Source organism: Pseudomonas sp. B21-036, from assembly GCF_024748925.1.
Lineage (GTDB): Bacteria > Pseudomonadota > Gammaproteobacteria > Pseudomonadales > Pseudomonadaceae > Aquipseudomonas > Aquipseudomonas palmensis.
On the sequence record NZ_CP087178.1, the window covers coordinates 1,621,154 to 1,647,500 of the forward strand.

A 26,347-nucleotide genomic window follows, 5' to 3' on the forward strand; every position below is an offset into this window, starting at 1 on the left:
TGCCGTTGTGCAGATAGTTGGCCTCGTCTTCTTGTTTGTAGGACCTTTCATGCGTATCAAAGTGCACTGCCAGAACCGCATCGGTATCTTGCGCGACATGCTCAACCTGCTGGTCGAGTACGGGATCAACGTGGCCCGCGGCGAGGTGGGGGGCGAGCATGGCAATGCCATCTACCTGCACTGCCCGAACCTGATCAACCTGCAGTTCCAGGCGCTGCGCCCCAAGTTCGAAGCCATTACCGGTGTGTTCGGGGTCAAGCGCGTGGGCCTGATGCCCAGCGAGCGCCGGCACATGGAGCTCAATGCCTTGCTGGGTGCGCTGGATTTTCCGGTGCTGTCGATCGACATGGGGGGCTCGATCGTCGCGGCCAACCGTTCGGCGGCGCAGTTGCTCGGGGTACGGGTGGACGAAGTGCCGGGCATTGCATTGTCGCGGTATGCCGAGGATTTCGACCTGCCGGAGTTGGTGCGGGCCAACAAGTCACGCATCAACGGCTTGCGGGTGAAGATCAAAGGCGATGTGTTCCTGGCCGATATCGCACCGCTGCAGTCCGAGCACGATGACAGCGAGGCGCTGGCAGGGGCCGTGCTGACCCTGCACCGGGCTGACCGCATCGGCGAACGCATCTACAACGTGCGCAAGCAGGAGCTGCGTGGGTTCGACAGCATTTTCCAGAGCTCCAGGGTGATGGCGGCGGTGGTGCGCGAGGCACGTCGCATGGCGCCGCTGGATGCGCCACTGCTGATCGAGGGCGAAACCGGTACCGGCAAGGAGCTGCTGGCCCGTGCCTGCCACCTGGCCAGTCCGCGTGGGCAGGCGCCGCTGATGGCGCTCAACTGTGCCGGGCTGCCCGAGTCGATGGCCGAGACCGAGCTGTTCGGCTACGGGCCGGGGGCGTTCGAAGGCGCCCGCGCCGAGGGCAAGCTTGGCCTGCTGGAACTGACCGCGGGCGGCACGCTGTTTCTCGACGGCGTGGGTGAGATGAGCCCGCGCCTGCAGGTGAAGCTGTTGCGCTTTCTGCAGGACGGTTGCTTTCGCCGGGTGGGCAGTGACGAGGAGGTGTACCTGGATGTGCGGGTGATCTGCGCGACCCAGGTGGACTTGTCGGAGTTGTGCGCCCGCGGCGAGTTTCGCCAGGACCTGTATCACCGCCTCAACGTGCTGTCGCTGCACATTCCACCGCTGCGCGAATGCCTGGACGGCCTGGCGCCGCTGGTGGAGCATTTTCTCGACCAGGCCAGCCGCCAGATCGGCTGCCCGTTGCCGAGCCTGGCACCGGCGGCGATGGAGCGCCTGAGCCAATACCATTGGCCGGGCAACGTGCGGCAACTGGAGAACGTACTGTTCCAGGCGGTTTCATTGTGCGACGGCGGGGTGGTCAAGGCTGAGCATATTCGCCTGCCCGATTATGGCGCGCGCCAACCTTTGGGCGAGTTTTCCCTGGAAGGTGACTTGTCGCAAATAGTCGGTCGTTTCGAAAAAGCCGTACTTGAAAGTTTGCAGGGTGAATTCCCCAGTAGCAGAGCACTGGGTAAACGCCTGGGCGTTTCGCATACCACCATTGCCAACAAGTTGCGTGATTACGCAATCGGCAAAGTTGTGGAGTGACTTGAAAGGCGGGGAAGTTACTGTTTGCAGCGAGGGTGCGCCTCGTCGACACAAGGCCCGAGGCGCAACTACCGTCAGTGTGCTCTATCAGCCGTTGGAGCACCCGTTACCCATGACGCGGTATTCGAGAATGTGCTTCTGGCCTTGGGAGTCCTCGTAGGTCATGCGGGCCGGAACCACTTCGCAGACGTTCGGGACTTCGGTCATGGAAATGACTTTGGCGATGTCCAGATGTTGCGAGTAACTGTATTGTTCAACCGGAATCTGCTCGGCGGAAACATCTGCAACTTCAGCCGCCATGGCCGATGCGCAAAAACTACCGAGTGCCAATACCAGTAAAGCTTTCATCTTCAAGTTACCTGTCTAAGGTCGTAAGGGGTCACGCTGCGCTTGTGGCGCGGCGTGTGCAGCAAGTTGAAACTTTCAGGGTTATCGCGGGATTAACATGCCTTCGTGGGGGCTGTTACCAGTTAATTCGCGTTGCCGTTGCTGGCGAGGTGAATTCTAGGAGTGTGGCGGGCCCCGAAACAGAGCCCGTTTTGATAAACACTGTTGGCGGAAACTGTAACAATCAGTTGAAATTTCACCTCGGGATTTATTTTTCTATCTGTTGCCGCGCTGGAACGCCCGTGCCAGAGCGGTCGGCGCGCAGTGTTGGACCAAATGCAGGTCCCGTTACTACCAACGTCGAATGGCCCTTGGCGCTCTGGTACAGTTAAAACGAGGTCATACAAAAACAACTATTACACCGAGGTAACAAAGATGAGTGCGGCTCCCCTGTATCCCGTGCGTCCCGAGGTTGCGGCCAACACGCTGACCGACGAGGCGACCTACAAGGCCATGTACCAGCAGTCGGTGATCAACCCTGACGGCTTCTGGCGCGAGCAAGCTCAGCGCCTCGAGTGGATCAAGCCCTTCACCAAGGTCAAGCAGACCTCGTTCGACGACCACCATGTCGACATCAAGTGGTTTGCCGACGGCACTCTGAACGTTTCCTACAACTGCCTGGACCGTCACCTGGCCGAGCGTGGCGATCAGCTGGCGATCATCTGGGAGGGCGACGACCCTTCCGAGCACCGCAACATCACCTATCGCGAACTGCACGAGCAGGTCTGCAAGTTCGCCAACGCCCTGCGTGGCCAGGACGTGCACCGCGGCGATGTGGTGACCATCTACATGCCGATGATTCCCGAAGCCGTGGTCGCCATGCTGGCGTGCGCGCGTATCGGCGCGATCCACTCGGTGGTGTTCGGCGGCTTCTCGCCCGAGGCGCTGGCCGGGCGCATCATCGACTGCAAGTCCAAGGTCGTGATCACCGCCGACGAAGGGCTGCGTGGCGGGCGTCGTACCGCACTCAAGGCCAACGTTGACCTGGCGCTGACCAACCCGGAAACCGCCAGCGTGCAGAAGATCATCGTGTGCAAGCGCACCGGTGGCGACATTGCCTGGCACCAGCACCGCGACATCTGGTACGAAGACCTGATGAAAGTGGCTTCTGCCCACTGCGCGCCGAAAGAGATGGGCGCCGAAGAAGCGCTGTTCATCCTCTATACCTCCGGCTCCACCGGCAAGCCCAAGGGCGTGCTGCACACCACTGGCGGCTACCTGGTGTACGCCTCGCTGACCCATGAGCGCGTGTTCGACTATCGCCCTGGTGACGTGTACTGGTGCACCGCCGACGTGGGCTGGGTAACCGGTCACAGCTACATCGTCTATGGCCCGCTGGCCAACGGCGCCACCACCCTGCTGTTCGAAGGCGTGCCGAACTACCCGGACATCACCCGTGTGGCGAAGATCGTCGACAAGCACAAGGTCAACATCCTCTACACCGCGCCCACCGCCATTCGCGCGATGATGGCCGAAGGTCAGGCGGCCATGAAGGATGCCGACGGTTCGAGCCTGCGCCTGCTGGGCTCGGTGGGCGAGCCGATCAACCCTGAAGCCTGGAGCTGGTACCACACCACCGTGGGCAAGGAGCGTTGCCCGATCGTCGACACCTGGTGGCAGACCGAGACCGGCGGCATCCTGATCAGCCCGCTGCCGGGCGCCACTGCGCTCAAGCCGGGCTCGGCCACCCGTCCGTTCTTCGGCGTGGTGCCGGCGCTGGTGGACAACCTGGGCAACCTGATCGACGGCGCCGCCGAGGGCAACCTGGTGATCCTCGATTCGTGGCCGGGCCAGTCGCGTTCGCTGTACGGCGATCACGACCGTTTCGTCGACACCTACTTCAAGACCTTCCGCGGCATGTACTTCACCGGTGACGGCGCGCGCCGCGACGAAGACGGCTACTACTGGATCACCGGCCGGGTCGACGACGTACTCAACGTCTCGGGCCACCGCATGGGGACCGCCGAGATCGAGAGCGCCATGGTTGCGCACCCGAAGGTCGCCGAGGCGGCGGTCGTCGGTGTGCCGCATGATCTGAAGGGGCAGGGCATCTATGTCTACGTCACGCTCAACGGTGGCGAGGAGCCGAGCGAAGCATTGCGTCTGGAGCTGAAGAACTGGGTGCGCAAGGAGATCGGGCCGATCGCCTCGCCAGACGTGATCCAGTGGGCGCCAGGGCTGCCTAAAACCCGCTCGGGCAAGATCATGCGCCGTATCCTGCGCAAGATCGCCACGGCCGAGTACGACGGCCTGGGCGACATCTCGACGCTGGCCGACCCGGGTGTGGTGCAGCACCTGATCGACACGCACAAGTCGATGAACCTGGCGTCGGCCTGAGTCATCGCCGGCAGGCCGGTCCTTGTAGGGGTCGGCCTGCCGGCGATAGGGCCGGTTGGCTGTCAGCACAAAGCCCCGCACTGCGGGGCTTTTTCATGCCTGTTACGCCGACTTTCATCGGTAACCTTTTCTGTCACCGGTTTCGCACACAAACGGGGCATTGGGAAACGCCGCCGCCCGATCCGGGCGCATCCACCACGCCAATTTTGCATGGCTGCCACGCTGCACTTGCCGGATTACAAGGCTTTGCCAATAATGGGCGCGGTTATTGCTTGATTGATAGGTTATTTGTCTCTCGCTTTTGCATATTCCGCGAAAGCTGTCAATATCTCCGGCCCTGACTTCCGGCGCTTCTGTAACTAGTTGTCGCATTGAAGAAATATCGGGTTCGGAGCTGTCGCTAAAATGCCAATCACTCGCTCGTGATGCCTCGACCCTGTTTCGTCGAGCCCTGCGCAGCTCGCGTTGTACCCATTCGCAACGTCGACGGCCAATCGGCCTGTCACGTATTGCCCTTTACCGATGGAGTTCCCAGATGAAGAAACTCGCACTGCTTGGCGCCCTGGCGCTGTCCGTGTTTTCCCTGGCATCGCTGGCTGATGAAAAACCACTGAAGATCGGCATCGAGGCCGCCTACCCACCGTTCGCTTCCAAGGCGCCGGACGGCAGCATCGTGGGCTTCGACTACGACATCGGCAACGCGCTGTGTGCAGAGATGAAGGTCAAGTGCGTTTGGGTCGAGCAGGAGTTCGACGGCCTGATCCCGGCGCTCAAGGTGCGCAAGATCGACGCCATCCTGTCGTCCATGTCGATCACCGATGATCGCAAGAAGTCCGTGGACTTCACCAAGCGCTACTACCTCACGCCGGCCCGCCTGGTGATGAAGGACGGTACCACCGTCAGCGACAGCCTGGACGAACTCAAGGGCAAGAAGATCGGCGTTCAGCGTGGCTCGATCCACGACCGTTTCGCCAAGGAAGTGCTGGCCCCCAAAGGCGCCACCATCGTTCCCTACGGCACCCAGAACGAAATCTACCTGGACGTTGCCGCCGGTCGTCTGGATGGCACCGTGGCCGATGCGACCCTGCTCGAAGACGGCTTCCTCAAGACCGACGCCGGCAAGGGCTATGCATTCGTAGGCCCGTCCTTCACCGACGCCAAGTACTTCGGTGACGGTATCGGTATCGCCGTGCGCAAGGGCGACGCCCTGAAGGACAAGATCAACACCGCCATCGACGGCATCCGTGCCAATGGCGAGTACAAGAAGATCCAGGACAAGTACTTCAACTTCGACATCTACGGCCCTGACGCGCAGTAATCCGTCGACGTTTCACCTGTTCAATGGTGCAAGCAGCAGAAGCGCTGAGGTTTGCACCATTTTTTCATCCCTAAGGTCGAGGACCTCAACATGTTGAAAGGCTACGGGGCAGTCATCCTCGATGGAGCATGGCTGACGCTACAGCTCGCCTTGTCGTCCATGGCCCTGGCCATCGTACTGGGCCTGATCGGCGTGGCGCTGCGGCTGTCGCCGGTGCGCTGGCTGGCCTGGCTGGGCGACCTGTACGCCACGGTGATCCGCGGGATCCCCGACCTGGTGCTGATCCTGCTGATCTTCTACGGCGGTCAGGACCTGCTCAACCGCGTCGCACCCTTGCTCGGTTTCGACGATTACATCGACCTCAATCCGCTGATGGCGGGTATCGGTACCCTGGGCTTCATCTTTGGTGCATACCTGTCCGAAACCTTCCGCGGCGCTTTCATGGCCATCCCCAAGGGGCAGGCCGAAGCCGGCATGGCCTATGGCATGAGCGGCCTGCAGATCTTCTTCCGGGTGCTGGTGCCGCAGATGATTCGCCTGGCGATCCCTGGCTTCACCAACAACTGGCTGGTACTGACCAAGGCCACCGCACTGATTTCGGTGGTGGGCCTGCAAGACATGATGTTCAAGGCCAAGCAGGCGGCGGACGCGACCCGCGAGCCGTTCACGTTCTTCCTGGCGGTCGCGGCGTTGTACCTGGTGATCACCAGCGTCTCGTTGCTGGCCCTGCGTTACCTCGAGAAACGCTACTCGGTTGGCGTAAAGGCGGCTGATCTATGATTTTCGATTACAACGTCATCTGGGAAGCCATGCCGCTGTACCTGAGCGGCATGCTGACCACGCTCAAGCTGCTGGCGCTGTCGTTGCTGTTCGGCCTGCTGGTGGCAGTGCCGCTGGGCCTGATGCGGGTGTCCAAGCAGCCGCTGGTGAACATGAGCGCCTGGCTCTACACCTACGTGATTCGTGGCACGCCGATGCTGGTACAGCTGTTTCTGATCTATTACGGGCTGGCCCAGTTCGAGGCGGTGCGCGAGAGCTTCCTGTGGCCGTGGCTGTCCAGTGCGACCTTCTGTGCGTGCCTGGCCTTTGCCATCAATACCAGTGCCTACACCGCCGAGATCATCGCCGGCAGCCTCAAGGCCACGCCCCACGGCGAGATCGAGGCGGCCAAGGCGATGGGCATGTCGCGGGTCAAGATGTACCGCCGCATCCTGCTGCCCTCGGCCCTGCGCCGGGCACTGCCGCAATACAGCAATGAAGTGATCATGATGCTGCAGACCACCAGCCTGGCGTCGATCGTGACCCTGATCGACATCACCGGTGCGGCGCGCACGGTCAATGCCCAGTACTACCTGCCGTTCGAGGCGTACATCACCGCCGGTGTGTTCTACCTGTGCCTGACCTTCATTCTGGTGCGCCTGTTCAAGCTGGCTGAACGCCGCTGGCTCGGCTACCTGGCGCCGCGCAAGGGCTGAGCCCGGCGGCAACTTTTTCGCCCCGGGCGCAGGCCCGGGACTGACGCTTTGTGAGAACCGACAGCATGTACAAACTCGAAGTCCAAGACCTGCACAAACGCTATGGCAGTCACGAAGTGCTCAAGGGTGTGTCCCTGGCGGCCAAGGCGGGCGATGTGATCAGCATCATCGGCTCCAGCGGCTCGGGCAAGAGCACCTTCCTGCGCTGCATCAACCTGCTCGAGCAGCCGCATGCCGGCAAGATCCTGCTCAACAACGAAGAGTTGAAGCTGGTGGCGAACAAGGACGGCGCGCTGAAGGCGGCCGACCCCAAGCAGTTGCAGCGCATGCGCTCGCGCCTGTCGATGGTGTTCCAGCACTTCAACCTGTGGTCGCACATGACTGCGCTGGAGAACATCATCGAGGCACCGGTGCACGTGCTGGGCATGAGCCGCAAGGACGCGCTGGAAAAGGCCGAGCACTACCTGGCCAAGGTCGGTGTGTCCCATCGCAAGGATGCCTACCCGGGCCATATGTCCGGTGGTGAGCAGCAGCGTGTGGCGATTGCCCGTGCACTGGCGATGGAGCCTGAAGTGATGCTGTTCGACGAGCCGACCTCGGCGCTGGACCCGGAGCTGGTGGGCGATGTGCTCAAGGTGATGCAGGCGCTGGCCCAGGAAGGCCGCACCATGGTGGTGGTGACCCACGAGATGGGCTTCGCCCGCGAGGTGTCCAACCAGCTGGTGTTCCTGCACAAGGGTGTGGTCGAAGAGAGCGGCAACCCGCGTGAAGTGCTGGTCAACCCGCAGTCCGAGCGGTTGCAGCAGTTCCTGTCCGGCAGCCTGAAATAATCGACCGTGCTACAGTTCGAGGCTGCCGCTTTGCACCAGAATAGGGCATGCTGCGCCTCGATCGAGGCTTTTCTCCCAGACTCCTCTCAGGTTTCGGACCTTACCCAATGACCACCCAGCGAATCGGTTTTCTCCTCTGGCCCAGCACCAAGGCCTTGACCCTGGCGCTGGCCGAAGAGGTCTTGCGGGTGGCCCAGAAGGTGCACCCCGAAGTGGTCTACGAGTTGCTGTTCCTGCAGGCCGAACCTGCGCCGGAGGGCGCCTGGCGCTTGCCTGGCGAAGCCTGGGTGGGGCGGCTGGAAGGTTGCCAGAAGCTGTTTCTGCTGGCCGATGAGCCGCCGCAGGCGGTAGGCGCGGCGCTGGGCAGCGCGCTCAAGCAACTGGTGCGCTCGGGGTGCGTGGTGGGTGGTCTTTCGGCAGGTGTGTATCCGCTGGCCCAGCTGGGCCTGCTGGATGGTTATCGCGCCGCGGTGCACTGGCGCTGGCAGGATGACTTCGCCGAGCGCTTCCCCAAGGTCATCGCCACCAGCCACCTGTTCGACTGGGATCGCGATCGGCTGACCGCGTGTGGTGGCATGTCGGTACTGGACCTGCTGCTGGCCGTGCTGGCCCGTGACCATGGCGCCGAGCTTGCCGGTGCGGTTTCCGAAGAGCTGGTGGTCGAGCGCATTCGCGAGGGGGGCGAGCGTCAGCGCATCCCGCTGCAGAATCGCCTGGGCTCCAGCCATCCGAAGCTGACCCAGGCGGTGCTGCTGATGGAGGCCAATATCGAAGAGCCGTTGACCACCGACGAGATTGCCCAGCATGTGTGCGTATCGCGCCGGCAGCTGGAGCGGATCTTCAAGCAGTACCTCAATCGGGTGCCCAGCCAGTATTACCTGGAGCTGCGCTTGAACAAGGCGCGCCAGATGCTGATGCAGACCAGCAAGTCGATCATCCAGATCGGCCTGTCGTGCGGGTTCTCGTCGGGGCCGCATTTTTCCAGCGCGTACCGCAACTTCTTTGGCGCAACGCCACGCGAAGACCGCAACCAGCGCCGCAGCAACAGCCCGTTCGAGTTATCGTCGGCGCCTGCCGAGCGCGGCTGATTCGGTAGCGCAGCGCGACCTTCGGCGGCAAACCAGCGCCCGCAGCGTCGAAGGGGGCTGCACCGGCCCGAGGGCGCTGGCTTGCCAGCGAAGAAGCCCCCGCAAATCCGTGCGTGACACAATCTCCCCGCCAGCACCGCGCACCGTTTAAACTGCGCCTTTGCGACCCTATTTGTCGCATTGCCGAAAGCCTTGGCAAAACAGGGTTTGGCGCTATAAGAAGTTGTCGCTTGGCGGCAAGGCCGGGCGTTCATCAGTCCTTACAATCCCCCCATCGCTCGCCAGTTCCAGGCAGGCGTTCCTCTTCAGGAGACTCCGATGTCCGTTGAGCAAGCTCCGGTGCAACGCGCCGATTTCGACCAGGTAATGGTCCCCAACTATGCGCCGGCCGCTTTCATCCCCGTGCGTGGCCAGGGCTCCCGTGTATGGGACCAGGCGGGGCGCGAGCTGATCGATTTCGCTGGCGGCATCGCCGTAAACGTCCTGGGGCACGCCCACCCGGCGCTGGTCGGTGCGCTGACCGAGCAGGCCAACAAGCTGTGGCACGTGTCCAACGTGTTCACCAACGAGCCAGCCCTGCGTCTGGCCCACAAGCTGGTCGACGCCACCTTTGCCGAGCGTGCGTTCTTCTGCAACTCCGGCGCCGAGGCCAACGAGGCCGCCTTCAAGCTGGCCCGTCGTGTCGCCCACGACCGCTTCGGCCCTGAAAAGCACGAGATCATCGCTACCGTGAACAGCTTCCACGGTCGCACCCTGTTCACCGTGAGCGTCGGTGGCCAGCCCAAGTACTCCGACGGCTTCGGCCCTAAGATCACCGGCATCAGCCATGTGCCGTACAACGACCTCGAAGCGCTCAAGGCGCAGATCAGCGACAAGACCTGCGCGGTGGTGATCGAGCCGATCCAGGGCGAGAGCGGCGTGGTGCCGGCCGACAAGGCCTATCTGCAAGGCGCGCGCGAGCTGTGCGACAAGCACAACGCACTGCTGATCTTCGACGAAGTGCAGACCGGCGTCGGCCGTACCGGCGAGCTGTTCGCCTACATGCACTACGGCGTGACCCCCGACATCCTGACCAGCGCCAAGAGCCTGGGCGGCGGTTTCCCGATTGCCGCGATGCTGACCACCGAAGCGCTGGCCAAGCACCTGGCCGTGGGCACCCACGGCACCACCTATGGCGGCAACCCGTTGGGCTGCGCCGTGGCCTCTGCGGTGCTGGATGTGGTCAATACCCCTGAAGTGCTGGCGGGCGTCAAGGCCAAGCACGAGCGCTTCAAGGCGCGCCTGGAGAAGATCGGTCAGCAGTACGGCCTGTTCACCCAGGTCCGCGGCCTGGGCCTGCTGATCGGTTGCGTGTTGTCCGATGCCTGGAAGGGCAAGGCCAAGGACGTGTTCAATGCTGCCGAGAAAGAAGGCCTGATGGTTTTGCAGGCCGGCCCGGACGTGGTGCGTTTCGCCCCCAGCCTGGTGGTGGAAGATGCCGACATCGATGAAGGCCTGGACCGCTTCGAACGCGCTGCCGCTGCACTGACCAAGGCCTGATACCGGCCTGCGGTCCTTCGCTGGCCCCGGTGGCCAGCGAACCGATTCTGGTGGCCCGTGCCCGTGGCACGTGCCGCTTCTTCTGCGCCGGCAGCTGTCGGCCCGATTTTCCCTAAAGGAGTGACACCATGCTGGTGATGCGCCCCGCGCAAATGGCTGACCTGGGTGAAGTGCAGCGTCTGGCCGCGGATAGTCCCATCGGTGTCACGTCCCTGCCGGATGATGCCGGTCGCCTGGGCGACAAGATCGCCGCGTCCGAAACCTCCTTTGCCGCCGAAGTCAGCTTCAATGGCGAGGAGAGCTACTTCTTCGTGCTCGAAGACAGCGAGACCGGCAAGCTGGTCGGCTGTTCGGCCATCGTGGCCTCGGCCGGATATTCCGAGCCGTTCTACAGTTTTCGCAACGAGACCTTCGTGCACGCCTCGCGCGAGCTGAAGATCCACAACAAGATCCATGTGCTGTCGCAGTGTCACGACCTGACCGGCAACAGCCTGCTGACCAGCTTCTACGTGCTGCCCGAACTGGTGGGCACCGGCTGGGCCGAGCTCAATTCCCGCGGCCGGCTGCTGTTCATGGCAGCGCACCCGGAGCGGTTTGCCGATTCGGTGGTGACCGAGATCGTCGGCTACAGCGACGAGCACGGCGACTCGCCGTTCTGGGATGCCATCGGGCGCAACTTCTTCGACCTCAACTACGCTGCCGCCGAGCGCCTGTGCGGGCTCAAGAGCCGTACCTTCCTTGCCGAGCTGATGCCGCATTACCCCATCTATGTGCCCCTGCTGCCGGATGCCGCGCAGGAGGCCATGGGCCAGGTGCACCCGCGCGCGCAGATCACCTTCGACATCCTGATGCGCGAAGGCTTCGAGACCGATCACTACATCGATATCTTCGACGGTGGGCCGACCCTGCATGCGCGGGTGTCCGGCATCCGCTCCATCGCCCAGAGCCGGCTGGTGCCGGTCAAGCTGCAGGAGCAGGCCGTCAAGGGTGGGCGCCCGTACCTGGTATCCAACGGCCAGTTGCAGGATTACCGCGCCGTGATGCTGGAGCTGGACTGGGCCCCTGGCAAGCCGGTGCAGCTGGACCTGGCCGCCGCCGAGGCGCTGGGAGTGGGTGAGGGCGCCAGCGTGCGCCTGGTCGCGGTCTGATTGCCTGGCTACCCCAGGTCGAGTTTCGCAGGGGCCAGCAGGCACCTGCCCGAGGAGATAGCATGATTGTTCGTCCCGTACGCAGCAGCGACCTACCGGCGCTGATCGAGCTGGCGCGCAGCACCGGCACCACCGGCCTGACCACTCTGCCGGCCAACGAAGAGCGCCTGGCCCACCGGGTGGGCTGGGCCGAGAAGACCTTCCGCGGCGAAGCCGAGCGTGGCGATGCCGACTACCTGTTCGTGCTCGAGAACGACGAAGGCGAAGTGGTGGGCATTTCGGCCATCGCCGGTGCCGTTGGGCTGCGTGAACCCTGGTACAACTACCGGGTGGGCCTGACCGTCAGCGCGTCCCAGGAACTGGACATCTACCGCGAGATCCCCACGCTGTTTCTGGCCAACGACCTGACCGGCAACTCCGAGTTGTGCTCCCTGTTTCTGCGCAGCGACTACCGCAGTGGCCTCAATGGTCGTCTGCTGGCCAAGGCTCGCCTGCTGTTCATTGCCGAATTCAGCGAACTGTTCGGCAACAAGATCATTGCCGAAATGCGCGGCATGTCCGACGAGCAGGGCCGTTCGCCCTTCTGGGAGAGCCTGGGCCGACACTTCTTCAAGATGGAGTTCAGCCAGGCCGACTACCTGACCGGGGTCGGCAACAAGGCGTTCATCGCCGAGCTGATGCCCAAGTTCCCGCTGTACACCTGCTTTCTGTCCGAGGCGGCGCGCAATGTGATCGGGCGCGTGCACACCGATACCGAACCGGCGCTGGCCATGCTGCAGAGCGAAGGCTTCAGCTATCAGGGCTACGTCGACATCTTCGACGCGGGCCCGGCGGTCGAGTGCCAGACCAGCAAGATTCGCGCGGTGCACGACAGCCAGGCCCTGGTGCTGGCGATCGGCACGCCGGGCGACGATGCCACGCCTTTCATCATCCACAACCGCAAGCGCGAGGACTGCCGTATCACCGCAGCGCCCGCGCGCTTGGCTGCGGGCACCCTAGTGGTCGACCCGCTGACGGCCAAGCGCCTGCGCCTGAGCGCCGGTGACCAGGTACGTGCGGTGCCACTGTCCGCAGCACGGGAGGCCAAATAATGACCACGCACTACATTGCCGGTACATGGCAGGCCGGCCAGGGCGAGGCCCTGCAGTCGCTGAACCCGGTCAGCCAGCAGGTGATCTGGCAGGGCCAGGGCGCCGACGCGGGGCAGGTCGAGGCCGCAGTACAGGCTGCGCGTCAAGCCTTTGCTGGCTGGGCTCGCCAACCGCTGGAGGCGCGTATCAGCGTGCTCGAAGCCTTTGCCGCGAGCCTCAAGGCCCACGCCGATGAACTGGCCCGCTGCATCGGCGAAGAAACCGGCAAGCCGCTGTGGGAGGCCACCACCGAAGTGACCAGCATGGTCAATAAAGTGGCCATTTCGGTGCAGAGCTACCGCGAACGTACCGGCGAGAAGAGCGGCCCGCTGGCTGACGCCACGGCGGTACTGCGGCACAAGCCCCACGGTGTGGTGGCGGTGTTCGGCCCGTACAACTTCCCGGGCCACCTGCCCAACGGGCATATCGTGCCGGCGCTGCTGGCCGGTAACAGCGTGGTGTTCAAGCCCAGCGAGCTCACGCCGAAAGTGGCCGAGCTGACGCTCAGGTGCTGGATCGAGGCCGGGCTGCCGGCTGGCGTGCTCAACCTGGTGCAGGGGGCGCGGGAAACCGGGGTGGCCCTGGCGGCCAACCCCGGCATCGACGGCCTGTTCTTCACCGGCTCCAGCCGCACCGGCAACCTGCTGCACCAGCAGTTTTCGGGGCGCCCGGACAAGATCCTGGCCCTGGAGATGGGGGGCAACAACCCCCTGGTGGTCGATCAGGTGCAGGACCTGGACGCTGCGGTATACACCATCATCCAGTCGGCCTTCATTTCCGCCGGCCAGCGCTGCACCTGTGCACGCCGCCTGCTGGTACCCCAAGGCGAATGGGGCGACACCCTGCTGGCGCGGCTGGTGGCCGTCAGCCGGAACATTTCGGTGGGCGCGTTCGATCAACAGCCGGCGCCGTTCATGGGCTCGGTGATCTCCCTGGGGGCAGCCCGCGCGCTGCTCGATGCCCAGGCCCAGTTGCTGGCCAGCGGCGCACAGTCGCTGCTGCCGATGACCCAGCCACAGGCCGATGCGGCGTTGCTGACCCCGGGCATCATCGACGTGACCTCGGTGGCCGAGCGCCCGGACGAGGAGTTCTTCGGGCCGCTGCTGCAGGTTATCCGCTACAGCGATTTCGATGCCGCGATCCGCGAAGCTAACAACACCCAGTACGGCCTGGCCGCAGGGCTGTTGTCCGATTCCGAGGCGCGCTACCAGCAGTTCTGGCTGGAAAGCCGCGCCGGTATCGTCAACTGGAACAAGCAACTGACCGGTGCCGCCAGCAGCGCACCGTTCGGTGGTGTCGGGGCCAGTGGCAACCATCGGGCGAGCGCCTATTACGCGGCCGACTACTGCGCCTACCCGGTGGCGTCGCTGGAGGCATCCAGCCTTGTGCTGCCCGCCACGCTGACGCCCGGCGTCACCCTATAACAACAGCTTCACGGAGCCTTAGCCGATGAAATCATTTGAAGTGAATTTTGATGGCCTGGTGGGGCCGACGCACAACTACGGCGGGCTGTCCTACGGCAACGTTGCTTCGCAGAGCAACAGCCAGCAGGCATCCAACCCGCGTGAAGCGGCGCGCCAGGGCCTGGCGAAGATGAAGGCGCTGATGGAGATGGGCTTTGTGCAGGGCGTACTGGCCCCGCAGGAGCGTCCGGATGTGGCTGCGCTGCGTCGCCTGGGCTTTGGCGGCAGCGATGCGCAGGTCATCGAGCGGGCGGCCAGGGAGGCAATGCCGTTGCTGGTCGCCAGTTGCTCGGCGTCCAGCATGTGGGTGGCCAACGCCGCCACGGTCAGTCCGAGCGCCGATACGGCCGACGGACGCGTGCATTTCACGGCGGCCAACCTGAACTGCAAGTACCACCGCAGTATCGAGCACCCGACCACCAGTCGTGTGCTGGGCGCGATGTTCGCCAATACGCAGCACTTTGCCCACCATGCCGCGTTGCCGGCGGTGGCGCAGTTCGGTGACGAAGGTGCTGCCAACCACACGCGCTTCTGCCGTGCCTATGGCGAACCGGGCGTGGAGTTCTTCGTGTTCGGGCGCAGTGCATTCGATGCGCGCTACCCGGCGCCGCACAAATACCCGGCCCGCCAGACCCTGGAGGCTTCCCAGGCGGTTGCCCGGCTGCATGGCCTGAGTGCCGACGGCGTGGTCTATGCTCAGCAGAACCCTGCCGTGATCGACCAGGGCGTGTTTCACAACGATGTGATCGCGGTAGGCAACGGCGAGGTGCTGTTCTATCACGAGGATGCCTTCCTCGACACCGAAGCGGTGCTGGCCGAGCTGCAGGCTAAACTGGCAGGATGTGGCGGCAAGTTCAAGGCCATCTGCGTGCCGCGGGCCCAGGTGACGGTCGAGGACGCCGTGCGTTCGTATCTGTTCAACAGTCAGTTGCTGTCCCGTGAAGACGGTTCGATGCTGCTGATCGTGCCGGAGGAATGCCGCAACAACGAGCGGGTCTGGGCCTATCTGTCGGCCTTGACCGGCCAGGGCGGGCCGGTGACCGAGGTCAAGGTCTTCGACCTCAAGCAGAGCATGCAGAATGGCGGCGGCCCCGCGTGCCTGCGTTTGCGCGTGGCGCTCAACGACACGGAACTGGCGGCCGTCAACCCAGGGGTTATCATGACCGCGCCGCTGTACGACACCCTGACCCAATGGGTCGACAGGCACTACCGCGACAGCCTGAGCGAACGCGACCTGGCTGACCCGCAGCTGTTGCTGGAATGTCGCACGGCACTGGATGAGCTGACCCAGATCCTCAAGCTGGGTTCGGTGTATCCGTTCCAACTCCAACCTTGAAAGAGAACTCGATTATGTCCGACGCCCTGCAGCTGATCCTCGAAGATGAAGATGGCACCCAGCTGGAAACTTCCTGCACCCGTTTTGCCGTGCTGTGGCAAGGCAAGGAAGTGTGGATTCAGCAGGATGGCCGCGGCCAGCTGCTGATCGGTGTCGATGTTGAAGAAGGCGACGCCGAGTATGCCAACCTGCTGCTGCGCCCGCTGGCCACCAACCTGGTGAGCCTGCAGCTGGAAATGGAGCCGGCCGATGCTGGCGAAGATGACGACCACGTCCATGGCCCCGATTGCGGGCATCACCACTAAGGAACACCGCCCATGCTCGCCCTCGGCAAACTGCTTGAACTGACCCTTGCCGGTCGTGAACCGGCAGAGAAGACCCAGCTGACTGTCGAAGGCGTGCGCATGCGCTGGCTCGACGAGGGGGCGCTTGAAGTGACCCCGCCCGAGGGGCGTGACGATGGCATGGACCTGCTGCTGTCTGCGGGCATTCATGGCAACGAGACTGCACCGATCGAGTTGCTCGACGAACTCCTGCATGGCATTGCCAGGGGGGAGATCAAGCCGCGGGCGCGTGTGCTGTTCCTGTTCGGCAACCCCGAGGCGATGCGCACGGGCGCGCGGTATATCGAGCACGACGTCAACCGTCTGTTCAACCGGCGTCATGAGCAGTCCAGTGGTGTCGAGGCATTGCGTGCCTGTGCGCTGGAGCGTCTGGCAACGGCCTTTTTTTTCTATAAAGAGGGCCGTACCCGCCTGCACTATGACCTGCACACCGCCATTCGCGGCTCCAAGATCGAGCAGTTTGCGCTGTATCCCTACAAGGAAGGCCGTCAGCACTCGCGTCGGGAACTGGCTCGCTTGCGCGCCGCCGGCATGCAGGCTGTGCTGCTGCAGAGCAAGCCTTCGATCACCTTTACCGCATTCACCTACGAAACCCTGGGGGCCGAAGCGTTCACCCTCGAGCTGGGCAAGGCGCGGCCGTTCGGCCAGAACGGCGAGATCAAGCTCGGCAAGCTCGAAGCGCGGCTCAGGGCGATCATCGAGGGTAACGAGCCGGCTGAAGATGAAGGGATCGGCGGGCTGCAACTGTTCAGCGTCGCGCGCGAGATCATCAAGCACAGCGACAGCTTCCACCTGCACCTGCCGGCGGATATCGAGAACTTTTCCGAGCTTTCCAGAGGGTATCTGCTGGCCGAGGACCTGGCCGAGACGCGCTGGGTTGTCGAGGAGGAGGGCGCGCGGATCATTTTCCCGAACCCCAAGGTGAAGAACGGGCTGCGTGCGGGGATGCTGATCGTGCCTGCGTCGGATGAGCAGTTGGTCTGAAGATGAAACACCTTCGCCGGCAAGGCCGGCTGCTACAGGTGTCGCGCATCCCGTAGCAGCCGGCCCTGCCGGCGAAAGGGGCAGTGCAATCAGCCCGCCATCTTCTGCGGTACTTCATTGCGGCGCAGCGAGCGCAGCTTGAGCAGGGTGTCGGCGCAGGTCACTGCCGCTTCGGCGCCCTTGTGCACGAAGTGATCGAAGAAGAACTTCTGGTGCTCGTCGCCGGCATGGAAGTGATGCGGGGTCAGTACCACCGAGAACACCGGCACTTCGGTTTCCAGCTGCACCTGCATCAGGCCGCTGATCACCGACTGGGCGACGAATTCATGGCGGTACAGGCCGCCGTCCACCACCAGGCCTGCAGCCACGATGCCGGCGTAACGGCCGCTGCGGGCCAGCAGCTTGGCGTGCAGCGGGATTTCGAAGGCACCGCCGACTTCATAGAAGTCGATATCGCTCAGCTGATAGCCTTGCTTGGCCATCTCTTCGACGAAACCCTTGCGGCTCTGGTCAACAATATCCTTGTGCCAGCAGGCCTGGACGAAGGCGATGCGATCGTTGTGATGGCCTTTGCTGTCGATTGGGGTAGCTTGCATTGAAACGAACTCCTGTTTGTATGAGAAACAGGGCAGTGGATCGAAGGGGATTGTCGTTGCGCAGATGTGCAGACGCAGGCACTCGCGTGCCTATCCCGCTCTCTCTTTATCCGGACTATGACCGTCGGCCCCGGAATCACACCGGGTCTGCTGACCTTGCAGGGTTGCCTGCAAGCGCTCGCGGGCTATGCGCAATGGGCGCAATTACCGCCGGTGGGGAATTGCACCCCGCCCTGAGAACGTGCCGCCAGTGGCTGGCGACGCACACGTTGTAGCATAGATGTCGGCAGAACGTATAGCCTGCTAAGCAAACCGCGCCGGATGAAGGTCATTTCATCCTCAAATGGCGGTTGGCGATGTATAAACTCACTGCACCTCGTGTTAAGGCTCGATATAATGCGGCCCTTTGCCGTCGTTTCGTCAATTTGACGCAGGCCGCCGTTTCCGTGGAAGAACCTATGAAAAGCGCAGAAATCCGTGAAGCCTTCCTTCGCTTCTTCGAAGAGCAGGGCCATACCCGAGTTGCCTCCAGCTCCTTGATCCCGGGCAACGACCCGACCCTGCTGTTCACCAACGCGGGGATGAACCAGTTCAAGGACTGCTTCCTTGGCCAGGAAAAGCGCGCGTACACCCGCGCCACCAGCAGCCAGAAGTGCGTGCGCGCCGGCGGCAAGAACAGCGACCTGGAAAACGTCGGGTATACCGCGCGTCACCATACGTTCTTCGAAATGCTGGGCAACTTCAGTTTCGGCGACTATTTCAAGCGTGACGCCATCACCTACGCCTGGACCTTCCTCACCGGCGTGCTGCAACTGCCCAAGGAAAAGCTCTGGGTCACCGTGTATGCCACCGATGACGAGGCCTACGACATCTGGACCCAGCACATCGGTGTGCCGGCCGAGCGCATGGTGCGCATTGGCGACAACAAGGGCGCGCCCTACGCCTCGGACAACTTCTGGACCATGGGCGATACCGGCCCGTGCGGCCCCTGCACCGAGATCTTCTATGACCACGGCGCCGACATCTGGGGTGGCCCGCCAGGCTCGCCGGAAGAAGACGGTGACCGTTACATCGAGATCTGGAACAACGTCTTCATGCAGTTCAACCGCACTGCCGACGGCGTGCTGCACCCGCTGCCTGCACCGTCGGTGGACACCGGCATGGGCCTGGAGCGCATCAGTGCGGTGATGCAGCATGTGCATTCGAACTATGAAATCGACCTGTTCAAGAACCTGCTGAGCGCGTCGGCTGCCGCCATCGGCTGCAGCAACGAAGACCAGTCGTCGCTCAAGGTAGTGTCGGACCACATTCGTTCGTGCAGCTTCCTGATTGCTGATGGCGTGCTGCCTTCCAACGAAGGCCGTGGCTACGTGCTGCGTCGCATCATTCGTCGCGCCTGCCGTCACGGCAACAAGCTCGGTGCCACCGGCAGCTTCTTCTACAAGATCGTTGCGGCGCTGGTTGCCGAGATGGGCGAGGCGTTCCCGGAACTCAAGCAGCAGCAGGCCAACATCGAGCGCGTGCTCAAGGCCGAGGAAGAGCAGTTTGCCAAGACCCTGGAGCAGGGCCTGAAGATCCTCGAGCAGGACCTGGCCGAACTCAAGGGCAGCGTGGTGCCCGGTGACGTGGTGTTCAAGCTGTATGACACCTACGGTTTCCCGATGGACCTGACGGCCGACATCGCCCGTGAGCGCAGCCTGACCATCGACGAAGTCGGTTTCGAGCGCGAGATGGAGGCGCAGCGTGAGCGCGCGCGTTCGGCCAGCGCCTTCGGCCTGGACTACAACACCCTGGTCAAGGTCGATGTAGCCACCGAATTCACCGGTTATGCCACCACCGAAGGCGCTGCCAGCGTCGTTGCACTGTACAAGGACGGCAAGGCCGTCGAGCAGCTGGGTGAAGGCGAGGAGGGTGTGGTGATCCTCGACCGCACGCCGTTCTACGCCGAGTCCGGCGGCCAGGTGGGTGACTGCGGGTACCTGCAGGCCGGTGCCGTCCGCTTCGATGTCCGTGACACCACCAAGACCGGCGGTGCCTTCCTGCACCACGGTGTGGTTGCCAGCGGCAAGCTGAGCGTCGGTGCCCAGGTTGAAACCCGGGTCGATGCGCAGGTTCGTCATGCCACCTCGCTCAATCACTCGGCCACCCACCTGCTGCACGCGGCATTGCGTCAGGTGCTGGGCGAGCACGTACAACAGAAAGGCTCGCTGGTCGACAGCCAGCGCCTGCGTTTTGACTTCAGCCATTTCGAGGCGGTCAAGCCAGAGCAGCTCAAGGCGCTGGAAGACATCGTCAACCGCGAAGTGCGCAACAACACCGAGGTCATGACCGAAGAGACCGACATCGAGACTGCCAAGCAGAAGGGCGCCATGGCGCTGTTCGGCGAGAAGTATGGCGACAGCGTGCGCGTGCTGAGCATGGGCGGTGATTTCTCCGTCGAGCTGTGCGGCGGCATCCATGCCAAGCGCACCGGCGATATCGGTCTGCTCAAGATCATCAGCGAAGGCGGTGTGGCCTCCGGGGTGCGTCGTATCGAAGCGGTCACTGGCGCCGCCGCACTGGCCTACCTGAACGCTGCCGAAGAGCAGCTCAAGGAAGCTGCCCAGCTGGTCAAGGGCAGCCGCGAGAACCTGGTCGACAAGCTGTCGGCGGTGCTCGAGCGCAACCGTCAGCTGGAAAAACAACTGGAGCAACTGCAGGCCAAGGCCGCCAGTGCTGCCGGCGATGACCTGTCTGCCAGCGCAGTCGACGTCAAGGGCGTCAAAGTGCTGGCCGCGCGTCTGGACGGGCAGGACGGCAAAGCCTTGCTGGCCCTGGTCGACCAGTTGAAGAACAAACTCGGCCGCGCAGTGATCCTGCTCGGCAGTGTCCACGAAGAAAAGGTCGTACTGGTTGCAGGCGTGACCAAGGACCTGACCGGCCAACTCAAAGCCGGTGATCTGATGAAGCAAGCCGCTGCAGCGGTGGGCGGCAAAGGCGGTGGTCGTCCGGACATGGCGCAAGGCGGTGGCGTGGATGCCGCAGCGCTGGACGGTGCACTGGCTCTGACCGTGCCATTCGTAGAACAGGGTGTCTGAAGCGCCCGGTGGCCCGCCATCCGATGGCGGGCCCTGGCGTTGGTAATTGTGTTTATTGGGTGCCCTTCACGGGCTGAGGCGGCTTTGAAATGGCGTTGATCGTACAGAAATTTGGCGGCACCTCGGTGGGCACGGTCGAGCGCATCGAACAGGTTGCCGACAAGGTGAAGAAGTTCCGCGAGGCTGGCGACGACCTGGTGGTCGTGCTGTCGGCAATGAGCGGGGAAACCAATCGTCTGATCGAGCTGGCGAGGCAAATCAGCGATCAGCCGGTTCCGCGCGAGCTGGACGTGATCGTGTCCACCGGCGAGCAGGTGACCATCGCGTTGCTGGCCATGGCGCTGATCAAGCGGGGTGTGCCTGCGGTGTCCTACACCGGCAACCAGGTGCGTATTCTCACCGACAGTGCGCACAACAAGGCGCGCATCCTGCAGATCGATGATCAGAAGATTCGTGCCGACCTCAAGGCAGGTCGCGTGGTCGTGGTAGCCGGTTTCCAGGGCGTTGACGAGCACGGCAGCATCACCACGCTGGGGCGTGGCGGTTCCGATACCACCGGCGTGGCCTTGGCGGCTGCATTGAAGGCTGACGAGTGCCAGATCTACACCGACGTCGATGGTGTCTATACCACCGACCCGCGCGTGGTGTCCCAGGCGCAGCGGCTGGACAAGATCACTTTCGAAGAGATGCTGGAAATGGCCAGCCTCGGGTCCAAGGTGCTGCAGATTCGGGCCGTGGAGTTTGCCGGCAAGTACAACGTACCGCTGCGTGTACTGCACAGTTTTCAGGAGGGTCCGGGTACCCTCATTACTATTGATGAAGAGGAATCCATGGAACAGCCGATCATTTCCGGCATCGCCTTCAATCGCGATGAAGCCAAGCTGACCATTCGCGGTGTGCCGGATACCCCGGGCGTGGCATTCGGGATTCTGGGCCCCATCAGTGCAGCCAATATCGAAGTCGACATGATCGTGCAGAACGTTTCGCACGATAACACTACCGACTTCACCTTCACCGTACACCGCAACGATTACGAAAAGGCGCAGAAGGTACTGGGTGAAACCGCCCTGAAGCTCAATGCCCGCGAAGTGGTGGGTGATACCAAGATCGCCAAGGTATCGATCGTGGGTGTGGGCATGCGCTCGCATGCGGGCGTTGCCAGCCGCATGTTCGAATCGCTGGCCAAGGAGAGCATCAACATCCAGATGATCTCCACTTCGGAAATCAAGGTGTCGGTGGTTATCGAAGAGAAGTACCTGGAACTGGCTGTGCGTGCCTTGCACACCGCTTTCGAACTCGACGCGCCTTCCCGTCAGGGCGAGTAAGCGTTGTGCTCACTGGGGCGCGGCCTGGCCGCGCCCTTCGTGTTTTTGAACGGCACAAGAAACCTGTGGGTTGTCGGGTGTCGGTCAACGTTCAGGCGTAGGTCCGCCGCTGTTCTGGCGGCGGGTTGAAGCCCTTTTTTTGCAGACTGTTATCCCTGAACTGAATTGCGTGAGGAGAAAGGTATGTTGATTCTGACTCGTCGGTGCGCAGAGAGCCTGATAATTGGCGACGGCGAAATCACCGTGACCGTGCTCGGCGTCAAAGGAAACCAGGTACGGATTGGGGTGAACGCGCCCAAGGAAGTGGCCGTGCACCGTGAGGAAATCTACCTGCGGATCAAGAAAGAGAAGGACGAAGAACCAACCCATTAATTTTTATCGATATTTTTTCAAAAAAGGGTTTGCAAACGGGGAAGGCTCTGGTTATTATACGCCCCGTGTTGCGGAGAGGTGGCCGAGTGGCCGAAGGCGCTCCCCTGCTAAGGGAGTATACCTCACAAGGGTATCGGGGGTTCGAATCCCCCCTTCTCCGCCATTATTCATGTAGGGCGCTGTAATCTTGCTTGAATCGCTAAGTAGTTGAAATTAAACGAAAAAGTGGTTGGCAAATCGATTAAGCGGTCTATAATGCGCGGCAACAAATGCACTCGTAGCTCAGCTGGATAGAGTACTCGGCTACGAACCGAGCGGTCACAGGTTCGAATCCTGTCGAGTGCACCATACGACGAAGTAGTTTCCAGTCTGGAAGTTGCCTCAGTTTCAACCAGAGGTGATCTGGTCCATCAAGTACCAACCCTGCACTCGTAGCTCAGCTGGATAGAGTACTCGGCTACGAACCGAGCGGTCACAGGTTCGAATCCTGTCGAGTGCACCATACGACGAAGCAGTTTCCAGTCTGGAAGTTGTTTCAGCTTCAACCAGAGGTGATCTGGTCTATCAAGCGCCAACCCTGCACTCGTAGCTCAGCTGGATAGAGTACTCGGCTACGAACCGAGCGGTCACAGGTTCGAATCCTGTCGAGTGCACCATACAACAGAAGGCCCGCTTTTTGAGCGGGCCTTCTGCTTTTCGGCTTTTCACTTTCCCGTAAGGCGCGATGAATAAACTGTCATCGATGCGTTTACCGGCCTCTGCTAACTTTTGCGTCTTCAATGTGTTCTTTGGGGTGTGCCAGCCGTCGCACTGTCAGAGCTGTACGTTGTCACAGCTTTATCTCGCAAGCGATTGTTCTGGCCAATATTTTCAGCCCGAGCAGCCCAAGCCGTGTATGATTGCGCCCGTCAGCTCCGCCGGGGCTTGTGGAATACCACCATGGACTTACCCAGTAGTTACTCAATAGCTTGTTTTGCCAATCACGATCTGACTGATTGATTCTCCTGGCGTGCTCCGCTGCTGGGAGTGGAGTACGCGTATGACCGAAAGTGAAGTAAAAAAATCGCAAGAAAGCCTGCAGGATCGCCTGGCCCAGGTGGTCGAATTGCTGCAGCGCCAACGAGTGGTCGAAGACCTGACACATCGTCAGGAAGGGCACCATAACGATCGGGTCGAAAATCTCGTACACCGCCAGAATCTGGTCGAGCTGCAACGCAAGCTCGATGATCTGCACTCCGCTGACGTTGCCTACATTCTCGAAGCCCTGCCGCTGGATGATCGTCTGACGGTCTGGCAACTGGTCAAGGCCGAGCGTGATGGTGACATCCTGCTCGAGGTATCCGATTCGGTTCGGGAAACCCTGATCGCCGACATGGACGATCACGAGCTGCTTGCCGCTGCCAAGGAGATGGACGCCGACGAGCTGGCCGACCTTGCGCCGGAGCTGCCGCGCGACGTCGTGCATGAGCTGATGGAAACCCTCGATGCCCAGCAGCGTGAGCGCGTACGCTCCGCGTTGAGCTATGACGAGGACCAGGTCGGTGCCTTGATGGACTTCGAGATGGTGACCATCCGCGAGGACGTCAGCCTTGAGGTGGTGTTGCGTTACCTGCGCCGGCTCAAGGAACTGCCAAGCCATACCGACAAACTGTTCGTGGTCGATTACGACGGCAAGCTCAAGGGTGTGCTGCCCATCAAGCGGCTGCTGGTGAACGACCCCGACAAGCAGGTTGCCGAGGTCATGGCCAGTGACCCGGTGAGTTTTCATCCCGATGAAGACGCCTACGATGCGGCACAGGCCTTTGAGCGCTATGACCTGATTTCGGCACCGGTGGTGGACAAGAGCGATCGCCTGATCGGCCGTTTGACCATCGACGAAATGGTCGACCTGATCCGTGAGGAAAGCGAGAACGAAGTCCTCAACATGGCGGGTCTGCGTGAGGAGGAAGACATCTTCGCCTCGGTCTGGCGTTCGCTTCGCAACCGTTGGGCATGGCTGGCAATCAACCTGATCACGGCCTTTGTCGCTTCGCGAGTGATCGGCCTGTTCGAGGGGTCGATCGAGAAGCTGGTGGCGTTGGCTGCACTGATGCCCATCGTGGCCGGTATCGGGGGCAACTCCGGCAACCAGACCATTACCATGATCGTACGTGCCATGGCGCTCGATCAGGTCAGCCCGGGCAATACTGCGCGATTGATGCGCAAGGAGCTTGCGGTGGCCTTGATCAATGGCCTGGTGTGGGGGGGCGTGATCGGCGTTGTGGCCTACCTGCTCTATGGCAGCTGGTCGCTGGGGGTAGTGATGACTGCGGCGATGACCCTGAACCTGCTGTTGGCGGCCCTGATGGGCGTTCTTATCCCGATGACGCTTGCTCGAATGGGTCGCGATCCTGCGATGGGCGCAAGTGTGATGATCACTGCCATGACCGACAGTGGCGGGTTCTTCATCTTCCTGGGCCTTGCTACGATCTTCTTGCTGTAAAAAGGCAAGGCATAAAAAAAGCCAGCGAAAGCTGGCTTTTTTGTGCGTGGGTGGAATCAGGAAGCGTCTGCGGCCATCTCGACGTCATGGGCGATCAGTGCGACCAGAGCATTTTGCTGGCGATGGGACAGCTGGCGGAAGCGTTGCAGCAGTTCACGTTCGTGCAGTGACAGCTCTGGGCTGTCCAGGCGCATGCTCAGCTCGTCGCCCAGTGCACCTTCCTGAATAAGGCTCTGCTCCAGGCGTGCAATGATCTCGGAGTTCATGCTGCGGTGGTGGTTACGCGCAACCTCGGCAATGCGCTCACGCATTCCGTCTGGCAGGCGGACGACAAATTTGTCAGCGGTGCGGCTTGAGTAGATAGCCTGTTTCATTGGGCGCATATAATTGACCGGTTTAGTTCAGGGGGAAGCGGTTCTCGAAATCGGCCGCACGATGAGTGTTACGACCATCGTTAAGACAAAATGTTCAACCTGGAGTACGAATGAGGTCTTCATCATGCCTCAGTGTCGCCAGTTCCTTGGCGTCAATTCTGTGACAAATATTGAACTGGGTAAAGGCGTTATGCCAGTACCAATTATCAGAAATGCGCACTGGTTTGAAAAGTTTTCATTTGGCGCTCGGCCTGGCCACCTCGGCGGCTCGACTTTTCATCACCGGCAAAGGCGCAAAGACCGTGCAATGCGCCTAAAATGCGCGAGCTTTCCTTTCTCTGAGCATAGTGGCTATGCAGTATGACGCAAGCGACGTTCCCTTGGCGGGGGCGGGCAGGGTGATCTATTTGATGGGGCCGTCCGGTGCCGGCAAGGACAGTCTTCTGGATGCGGCGCGTGAGCTTTTGCTGGCAAGCCAGGTGCGCATTCCTAAGCGTGTCATCACTCGCTCCGCCGAGGCGGTGGGGGAAGACGCAGTCGCCGTATCGGTCCAGCAGTTCGAGCAGATGGCTGACCGTGGCGAATTTGCCCTGCAGTGGCGCGCCAATGGGTTGGCTTATGGGGTTCCTGCTTATATAGATGCGTGGCTTGCCGAAGGCTGGCACGTGATGGTCAACGGGTCGCGCGCGCACCTGCCGGTGGCGCAGGCGAAGTACCCGGACCTGTTGCCCATATTGCTTTGTGTGAATCCGCAGGTATTGCGCGGGCGATTGCTTCAACGGGGCAGGGAGGGGCAGCACGAGATCGAGCAGCGAATGGCGCGCAACCAGCAGTCCATGACACAGGTTGATGATCGGGTCCGGCGGGTGGACAACTCGACCAGTCTTGACGATGCAGTGCGCCGCCTGCTGATGGTTTTGCAGGAGGCAGGCGTACGTGCCTGAGGCTGGAAACCACCTACTGGTAAAAAGCGCAGAGACGACATGACAAATCCTGGCTCGCTGGGTAACATGCTCGCCGTTCCGTATGGCGGGCCATGTACGCCAGACGCATGTCTCAGTAGCTCAATTGGATAGAGCATCCCCCTCCTAAGGGGAAGGTTGCAGGTTCGAACCCTGCCTGGGACACCATCC

22 protein-coding genes, 5 tRNA genes and 1 riboswitch are annotated in these 26,347 nt (G+C 62.0%); of the genes, 24 read left to right on the forward strand and 3 right to left on the reverse strand.

Annotation, left to right across the window (positions count from 1 at the left end; all coding sequences use genetic code 11):
- Nucleotides 1-49 precede the first annotated feature (49 nt).
- A complete protein-coding gene (locus LOY33_RS07340) occupies nt 50-1,609 on the forward strand; it encodes a sigma-54-dependent phenylalanine hydroxylase transcriptional regulator PhhR (protein ID WP_043860280.1) in 1,560 nt (519 codons plus the stop codon).
- A gap of 87 nt (nt 1,610-1,696) precedes the next feature.
- On the opposite strand, the gene LOY33_RS07345 is transcribed toward LOY33_RS07340, so the two are convergent.
- On the reverse strand, nt 1,697-1,957 hold the full coding sequence (locus LOY33_RS07345; RefSeq protein WP_043860281.1) for a DUF2790 domain-containing protein: 261 nt from the start codon (nt 1,955-1,957) through the stop codon (nt 1,697-1,699).
- A gap of 414 nt (nt 1,958-2,371) precedes the next feature.
- Here LOY33_RS07345 and acs point away from each other — a divergent pair, with 414 nt between their 5' ends.
- The 13 genes from acs (at nt 2,372) to astE (ending at nt 16,988) form a co-directional block, all read left to right on the forward strand.
- A complete protein-coding gene (gene acs, locus LOY33_RS07350) occupies nt 2,372-4,333 on the forward strand; it encodes an acetate--CoA ligase (protein WP_258662373.1) in 1,962 nt (653 codons plus the stop codon).
- 535 nt (nt 4,334-4,868) lie between these two features.
- Nucleotides 4,869-5,651: an ABC transporter substrate-binding protein gene (locus tag LOY33_RS07355; protein WP_043860283.1), complete on the forward strand. Its 783-nt coding sequence runs from the start codon at nt 4,869-4,871 to the stop codon at nt 5,649-5,651.
- Nucleotides 5,652-5,741: 90 nt separating this feature from the next.
- A complete protein-coding gene (locus LOY33_RS07360; protein WP_054916585.1) occupies nt 5,742-6,431 on the forward strand; it encodes an ABC transporter permease in 690 nt (229 codons plus the stop codon).
- Entirely contained in the window at nt 6,428-7,126 is a 699-nt protein-coding gene (locus LOY33_RS07365) for an ABC transporter permease (RefSeq protein ID WP_054916584.1), read from the forward strand. The genes LOY33_RS07360 and LOY33_RS07365 overlap by 4 nt, the downstream gene beginning before the upstream one ends.
- A gap of 65 nt (nt 7,127-7,191) precedes the next feature.
- On the forward strand, nt 7,192-7,956 hold the full coding sequence (locus LOY33_RS07370) for an ABC transporter ATP-binding protein (protein WP_043860285.1): 765 nt from the start codon (nt 7,192-7,194) through the stop codon (nt 7,954-7,956).
- Between the two features lie 107 nt (nt 7,957-8,063).
- On the forward strand, nt 8,064-9,044 hold the full coding sequence (gene argR, locus LOY33_RS07375; RefSeq protein WP_043860286.1) for a transcriptional regulator ArgR: 981 nt from the start codon (nt 8,064-8,066) through the stop codon (nt 9,042-9,044).
- A gap of 318 nt (nt 9,045-9,362) precedes the next feature.
- Nucleotides 9,363-10,583, forward strand: coding sequence for an aspartate aminotransferase family protein (locus tag LOY33_RS07380; protein WP_043860287.1), 1,221 nt, complete (start codon nt 9,363-9,365; stop codon nt 10,581-10,583).
- Between the two features lie 128 nt (nt 10,584-10,711).
- On the forward strand, nt 10,712-11,731 hold the full coding sequence (aruF, locus tag LOY33_RS07385) for an arginine/ornithine succinyltransferase subunit alpha (protein WP_043860288.1): 1,020 nt from the start codon (nt 10,712-10,714) through the stop codon (nt 11,729-11,731).
- A gap of 62 nt (nt 11,732-11,793) precedes the next feature.
- A complete protein-coding gene (gene astA / locus LOY33_RS07390; RefSeq protein WP_043860289.1) occupies nt 11,794-12,822 on the forward strand; it encodes an arginine N-succinyltransferase in 1,029 nt (342 codons plus the stop codon).
- Entirely contained in the window at nt 12,819-14,285 is a 1,467-nt protein-coding gene (gene astD, locus LOY33_RS07395; RefSeq protein WP_173925083.1) for a succinylglutamate-semialdehyde dehydrogenase, read from the forward strand. The genes astA and astD overlap by 4 nt, the downstream gene beginning before the upstream one ends.
- A gap of 25 nt (nt 14,286-14,310) precedes the next feature.
- On the forward strand, nt 14,311-15,660 hold the full coding sequence (astB, locus tag LOY33_RS07400) for an N-succinylarginine dihydrolase (protein ID WP_213607201.1): 1,350 nt from the start codon (nt 14,311-14,313) through the stop codon (nt 15,658-15,660).
- A 14-nt stretch (nt 15,661-15,674) separates the two neighbouring features.
- Complete coding sequence (locus LOY33_RS07405; protein WP_043860292.1) at nt 15,675-15,965, forward strand: hypothetical protein; 291 nt, start codon at nt 15,675-15,677, stop codon at nt 15,963-15,965.
- A 12-nt stretch (nt 15,966-15,977) separates the two neighbouring features.
- Nucleotides 15,978-16,988 (forward strand): succinylglutamate desuccinylase, encoded by a 1,011-nt coding sequence (astE, locus tag LOY33_RS07410; protein WP_058540770.1) that lies wholly within the window; start codon nt 15,978-15,980, stop codon nt 16,986-16,988.
- Nucleotides 16,989-17,077: 89 nt separating this feature from the next.
- On the opposite strand, the gene LOY33_RS07415 is transcribed toward astE, so the two are convergent.
- Complete coding sequence (locus LOY33_RS07415; protein ID WP_043860294.1) at nt 17,078-17,584, reverse strand: 6,7-dimethyl-8-ribityllumazine synthase; 507 nt, start codon at nt 17,582-17,584, stop codon at nt 17,078-17,080.
- Between the two features lie 93 nt (nt 17,585-17,677).
- Nucleotides 17,678-17,829, reverse strand: a riboswitch (FMN riboswitch).
- 213 nt (nt 17,830-18,042) lie between these two features.
- Between LOY33_RS07415 and alaS the strand changes: the two genes are divergently transcribed.
- The 8 genes from alaS (at nt 18,043) to mgtE (ending at nt 24,840) form a co-directional block, all read left to right on the forward strand.
- Nucleotides 18,043-20,661, forward strand: coding sequence for an alanine--tRNA ligase (gene alaS, locus LOY33_RS07420; protein WP_043860295.1), 2,619 nt, complete (start codon nt 18,043-18,045; stop codon nt 20,659-20,661).
- An 89-nt stretch (nt 20,662-20,750) separates the two neighbouring features.
- Entirely contained in the window at nt 20,751-21,986 is a 1,236-nt protein-coding gene (locus LOY33_RS07425; RefSeq protein WP_043860296.1) for an aspartate kinase, read from the forward strand.
- A gap of 183 nt (nt 21,987-22,169) precedes the next feature.
- Nucleotides 22,170-22,358 carry a carbon storage regulator CsrA gene (gene csrA / locus LOY33_RS07430; RefSeq protein WP_010226667.1) on the forward strand — a complete coding sequence of 63 codons (189 nt, stop codon included), beginning with the start codon at nt 22,170-22,172 and terminating at the stop codon, nt 22,356-22,358.
- A gap of 72 nt (nt 22,359-22,430) precedes the next feature.
- Nucleotides 22,431-22,521 (forward strand) — tRNA-Ser (locus tag LOY33_RS07435).
- A gap of 108 nt (nt 22,522-22,629) precedes the next feature.
- A tRNA-Arg gene (locus LOY33_RS07440) sits at nt 22,630-22,706 on the forward strand.
- Nucleotides 22,707-22,783: 77 nt separating this feature from the next.
- Nucleotides 22,784-22,860: transfer RNA gene (locus LOY33_RS07445), tRNA-Arg, on the forward strand.
- A gap of 77 nt (nt 22,861-22,937) precedes the next feature.
- Nucleotides 22,938-23,014 (forward strand) — tRNA-Arg (locus tag LOY33_RS07450).
- Between the two features lie 383 nt (nt 23,015-23,397).
- Nucleotides 23,398-24,840, forward strand: a complete 1,443-nt coding sequence (gene mgtE, locus LOY33_RS07455; protein WP_043860297.1) for a magnesium transporter — start codon at nt 23,398-23,400, stop codon at nt 24,838-24,840.
- Between the two features lie 56 nt (nt 24,841-24,896).
- Here the strand turns inward: mgtE and LOY33_RS07460 are convergent, their stop codons facing one another.
- The gene (locus LOY33_RS07460; protein WP_003254499.1) at nt 24,897-25,223 is read right to left on the reverse strand and encodes an Arc family DNA-binding protein; all 327 of its coding nucleotides are present in this window, start codon (nt 25,221-25,223) and stop codon (nt 24,897-24,899) included.
- A gap of 344 nt (nt 25,224-25,567) precedes the next feature.
- On the opposite strand from LOY33_RS07460, the gene phnN reads away from it, so the two are divergent.
- Nucleotides 25,568-26,158 (forward strand): phosphonate metabolism protein/1,5-bisphosphokinase (PRPP-forming) PhnN, encoded by a 591-nt coding sequence (phnN, locus tag LOY33_RS07465; RefSeq protein ID WP_058540771.1) that lies wholly within the window; start codon nt 25,568-25,570, stop codon nt 26,156-26,158.
- Between the two features lie 109 nt (nt 26,159-26,267).
- Nucleotides 26,268-26,344 (forward strand) — tRNA-Arg (locus LOY33_RS07470).
- The last annotated feature ends 3 nt before the right edge of the window (nt 26,345-26,347 follow it).

Excerpts from the sequence above, each read along its gene's own strand:
- LOY33_RS07340 (WP_043860280.1), top strand. The coding sequence starts at position 50 with ATGCGTATCAAAGTGCACTGCCAGAACCGCATCGGTATCTTGCGCGAC.
- LOY33_RS07345 (WP_043860281.1), bottom strand. The coding sequence starts at position 1,957 with ATGAAAGCTTTACTGGTATTGGCACTCGGTAGTTTTTGCGCATCGGCC.
- acs (WP_258662373.1), top strand. The coding sequence starts at position 2,372 with ATGAGTGCGGCTCCCCTGTATCCCGTGCGTCCCGAGGTTGCGGCCAAC.
- LOY33_RS07355 (WP_043860283.1), top strand. The coding sequence starts at position 4,869 with ATGAAGAAACTCGCACTGCTTGGCGCCCTGGCGCTGTCCGTGTTTTCC.
- LOY33_RS07360 (WP_054916585.1), top strand. The coding sequence starts at position 5,742 with ATGTTGAAAGGCTACGGGGCAGTCATCCTCGATGGAGCATGGCTGACG.
- LOY33_RS07365 (WP_054916584.1), top strand. The coding sequence starts at position 6,428 with ATGATTTTCGATTACAACGTCATCTGGGAAGCCATGCCGCTGTACCTG.
- LOY33_RS07370 (WP_043860285.1), top strand. The coding sequence starts at position 7,192 with ATGTACAAACTCGAAGTCCAAGACCTGCACAAACGCTATGGCAGTCAC.
- argR (WP_043860286.1), top strand. The coding sequence starts at position 8,064 with ATGACCACCCAGCGAATCGGTTTTCTCCTCTGGCCCAGCACCAAGGCC.
- LOY33_RS07380 (WP_043860287.1), top strand. The coding sequence starts at position 9,363 with ATGTCCGTTGAGCAAGCTCCGGTGCAACGCGCCGATTTCGACCAGGTA.
- aruF (WP_043860288.1), top strand. The coding sequence starts at position 10,712 with ATGCTGGTGATGCGCCCCGCGCAAATGGCTGACCTGGGTGAAGTGCAG.
- astA (WP_043860289.1), top strand. The coding sequence starts at position 11,794 with ATGATTGTTCGTCCCGTACGCAGCAGCGACCTACCGGCGCTGATCGAG.
- astB (WP_213607201.1), top strand. The coding sequence starts at position 14,311 with ATGAAATCATTTGAAGTGAATTTTGATGGCCTGGTGGGGCCGACGCAC.
- LOY33_RS07405 (WP_043860292.1), top strand. The coding sequence starts at position 15,675 with ATGTCCGACGCCCTGCAGCTGATCCTCGAAGATGAAGATGGCACCCAG.
- astE (WP_058540770.1), top strand. The coding sequence starts at position 15,978 with ATGCTCGCCCTCGGCAAACTGCTTGAACTGACCCTTGCCGGTCGTGAA.
- LOY33_RS07415 (WP_043860294.1), bottom strand. The coding sequence starts at position 17,584 with ATGCAAGCTACCCCAATCGACAGCAAAGGCCATCACAACGATCGCATC.
- alaS (WP_043860295.1), top strand. The coding sequence starts at position 18,043 with ATGAAAAGCGCAGAAATCCGTGAAGCCTTCCTTCGCTTCTTCGAAGAG.
- LOY33_RS07425 (WP_043860296.1), top strand. The coding sequence starts at position 20,751 with ATGGCGTTGATCGTACAGAAATTTGGCGGCACCTCGGTGGGCACGGTC.
- csrA (WP_010226667.1), top strand. The coding sequence starts at position 22,170 with ATGTTGATTCTGACTCGTCGGTGCGCAGAGAGCCTGATAATTGGCGAC.
- mgtE (WP_043860297.1), top strand. The coding sequence starts at position 23,398 with ATGACCGAAAGTGAAGTAAAAAAATCGCAAGAAAGCCTGCAGGATCGC.
- LOY33_RS07460 (WP_003254499.1), bottom strand. The coding sequence starts at position 25,223 with ATGCGCCCAATGAAACAGGCTATCTACTCAAGCCGCACCGCTGACAAA.
- phnN (WP_058540771.1), top strand. The coding sequence starts at position 25,568 with ATGCAGTATGACGCAAGCGACGTTCCCTTGGCGGGGGCGGGCAGGGTG.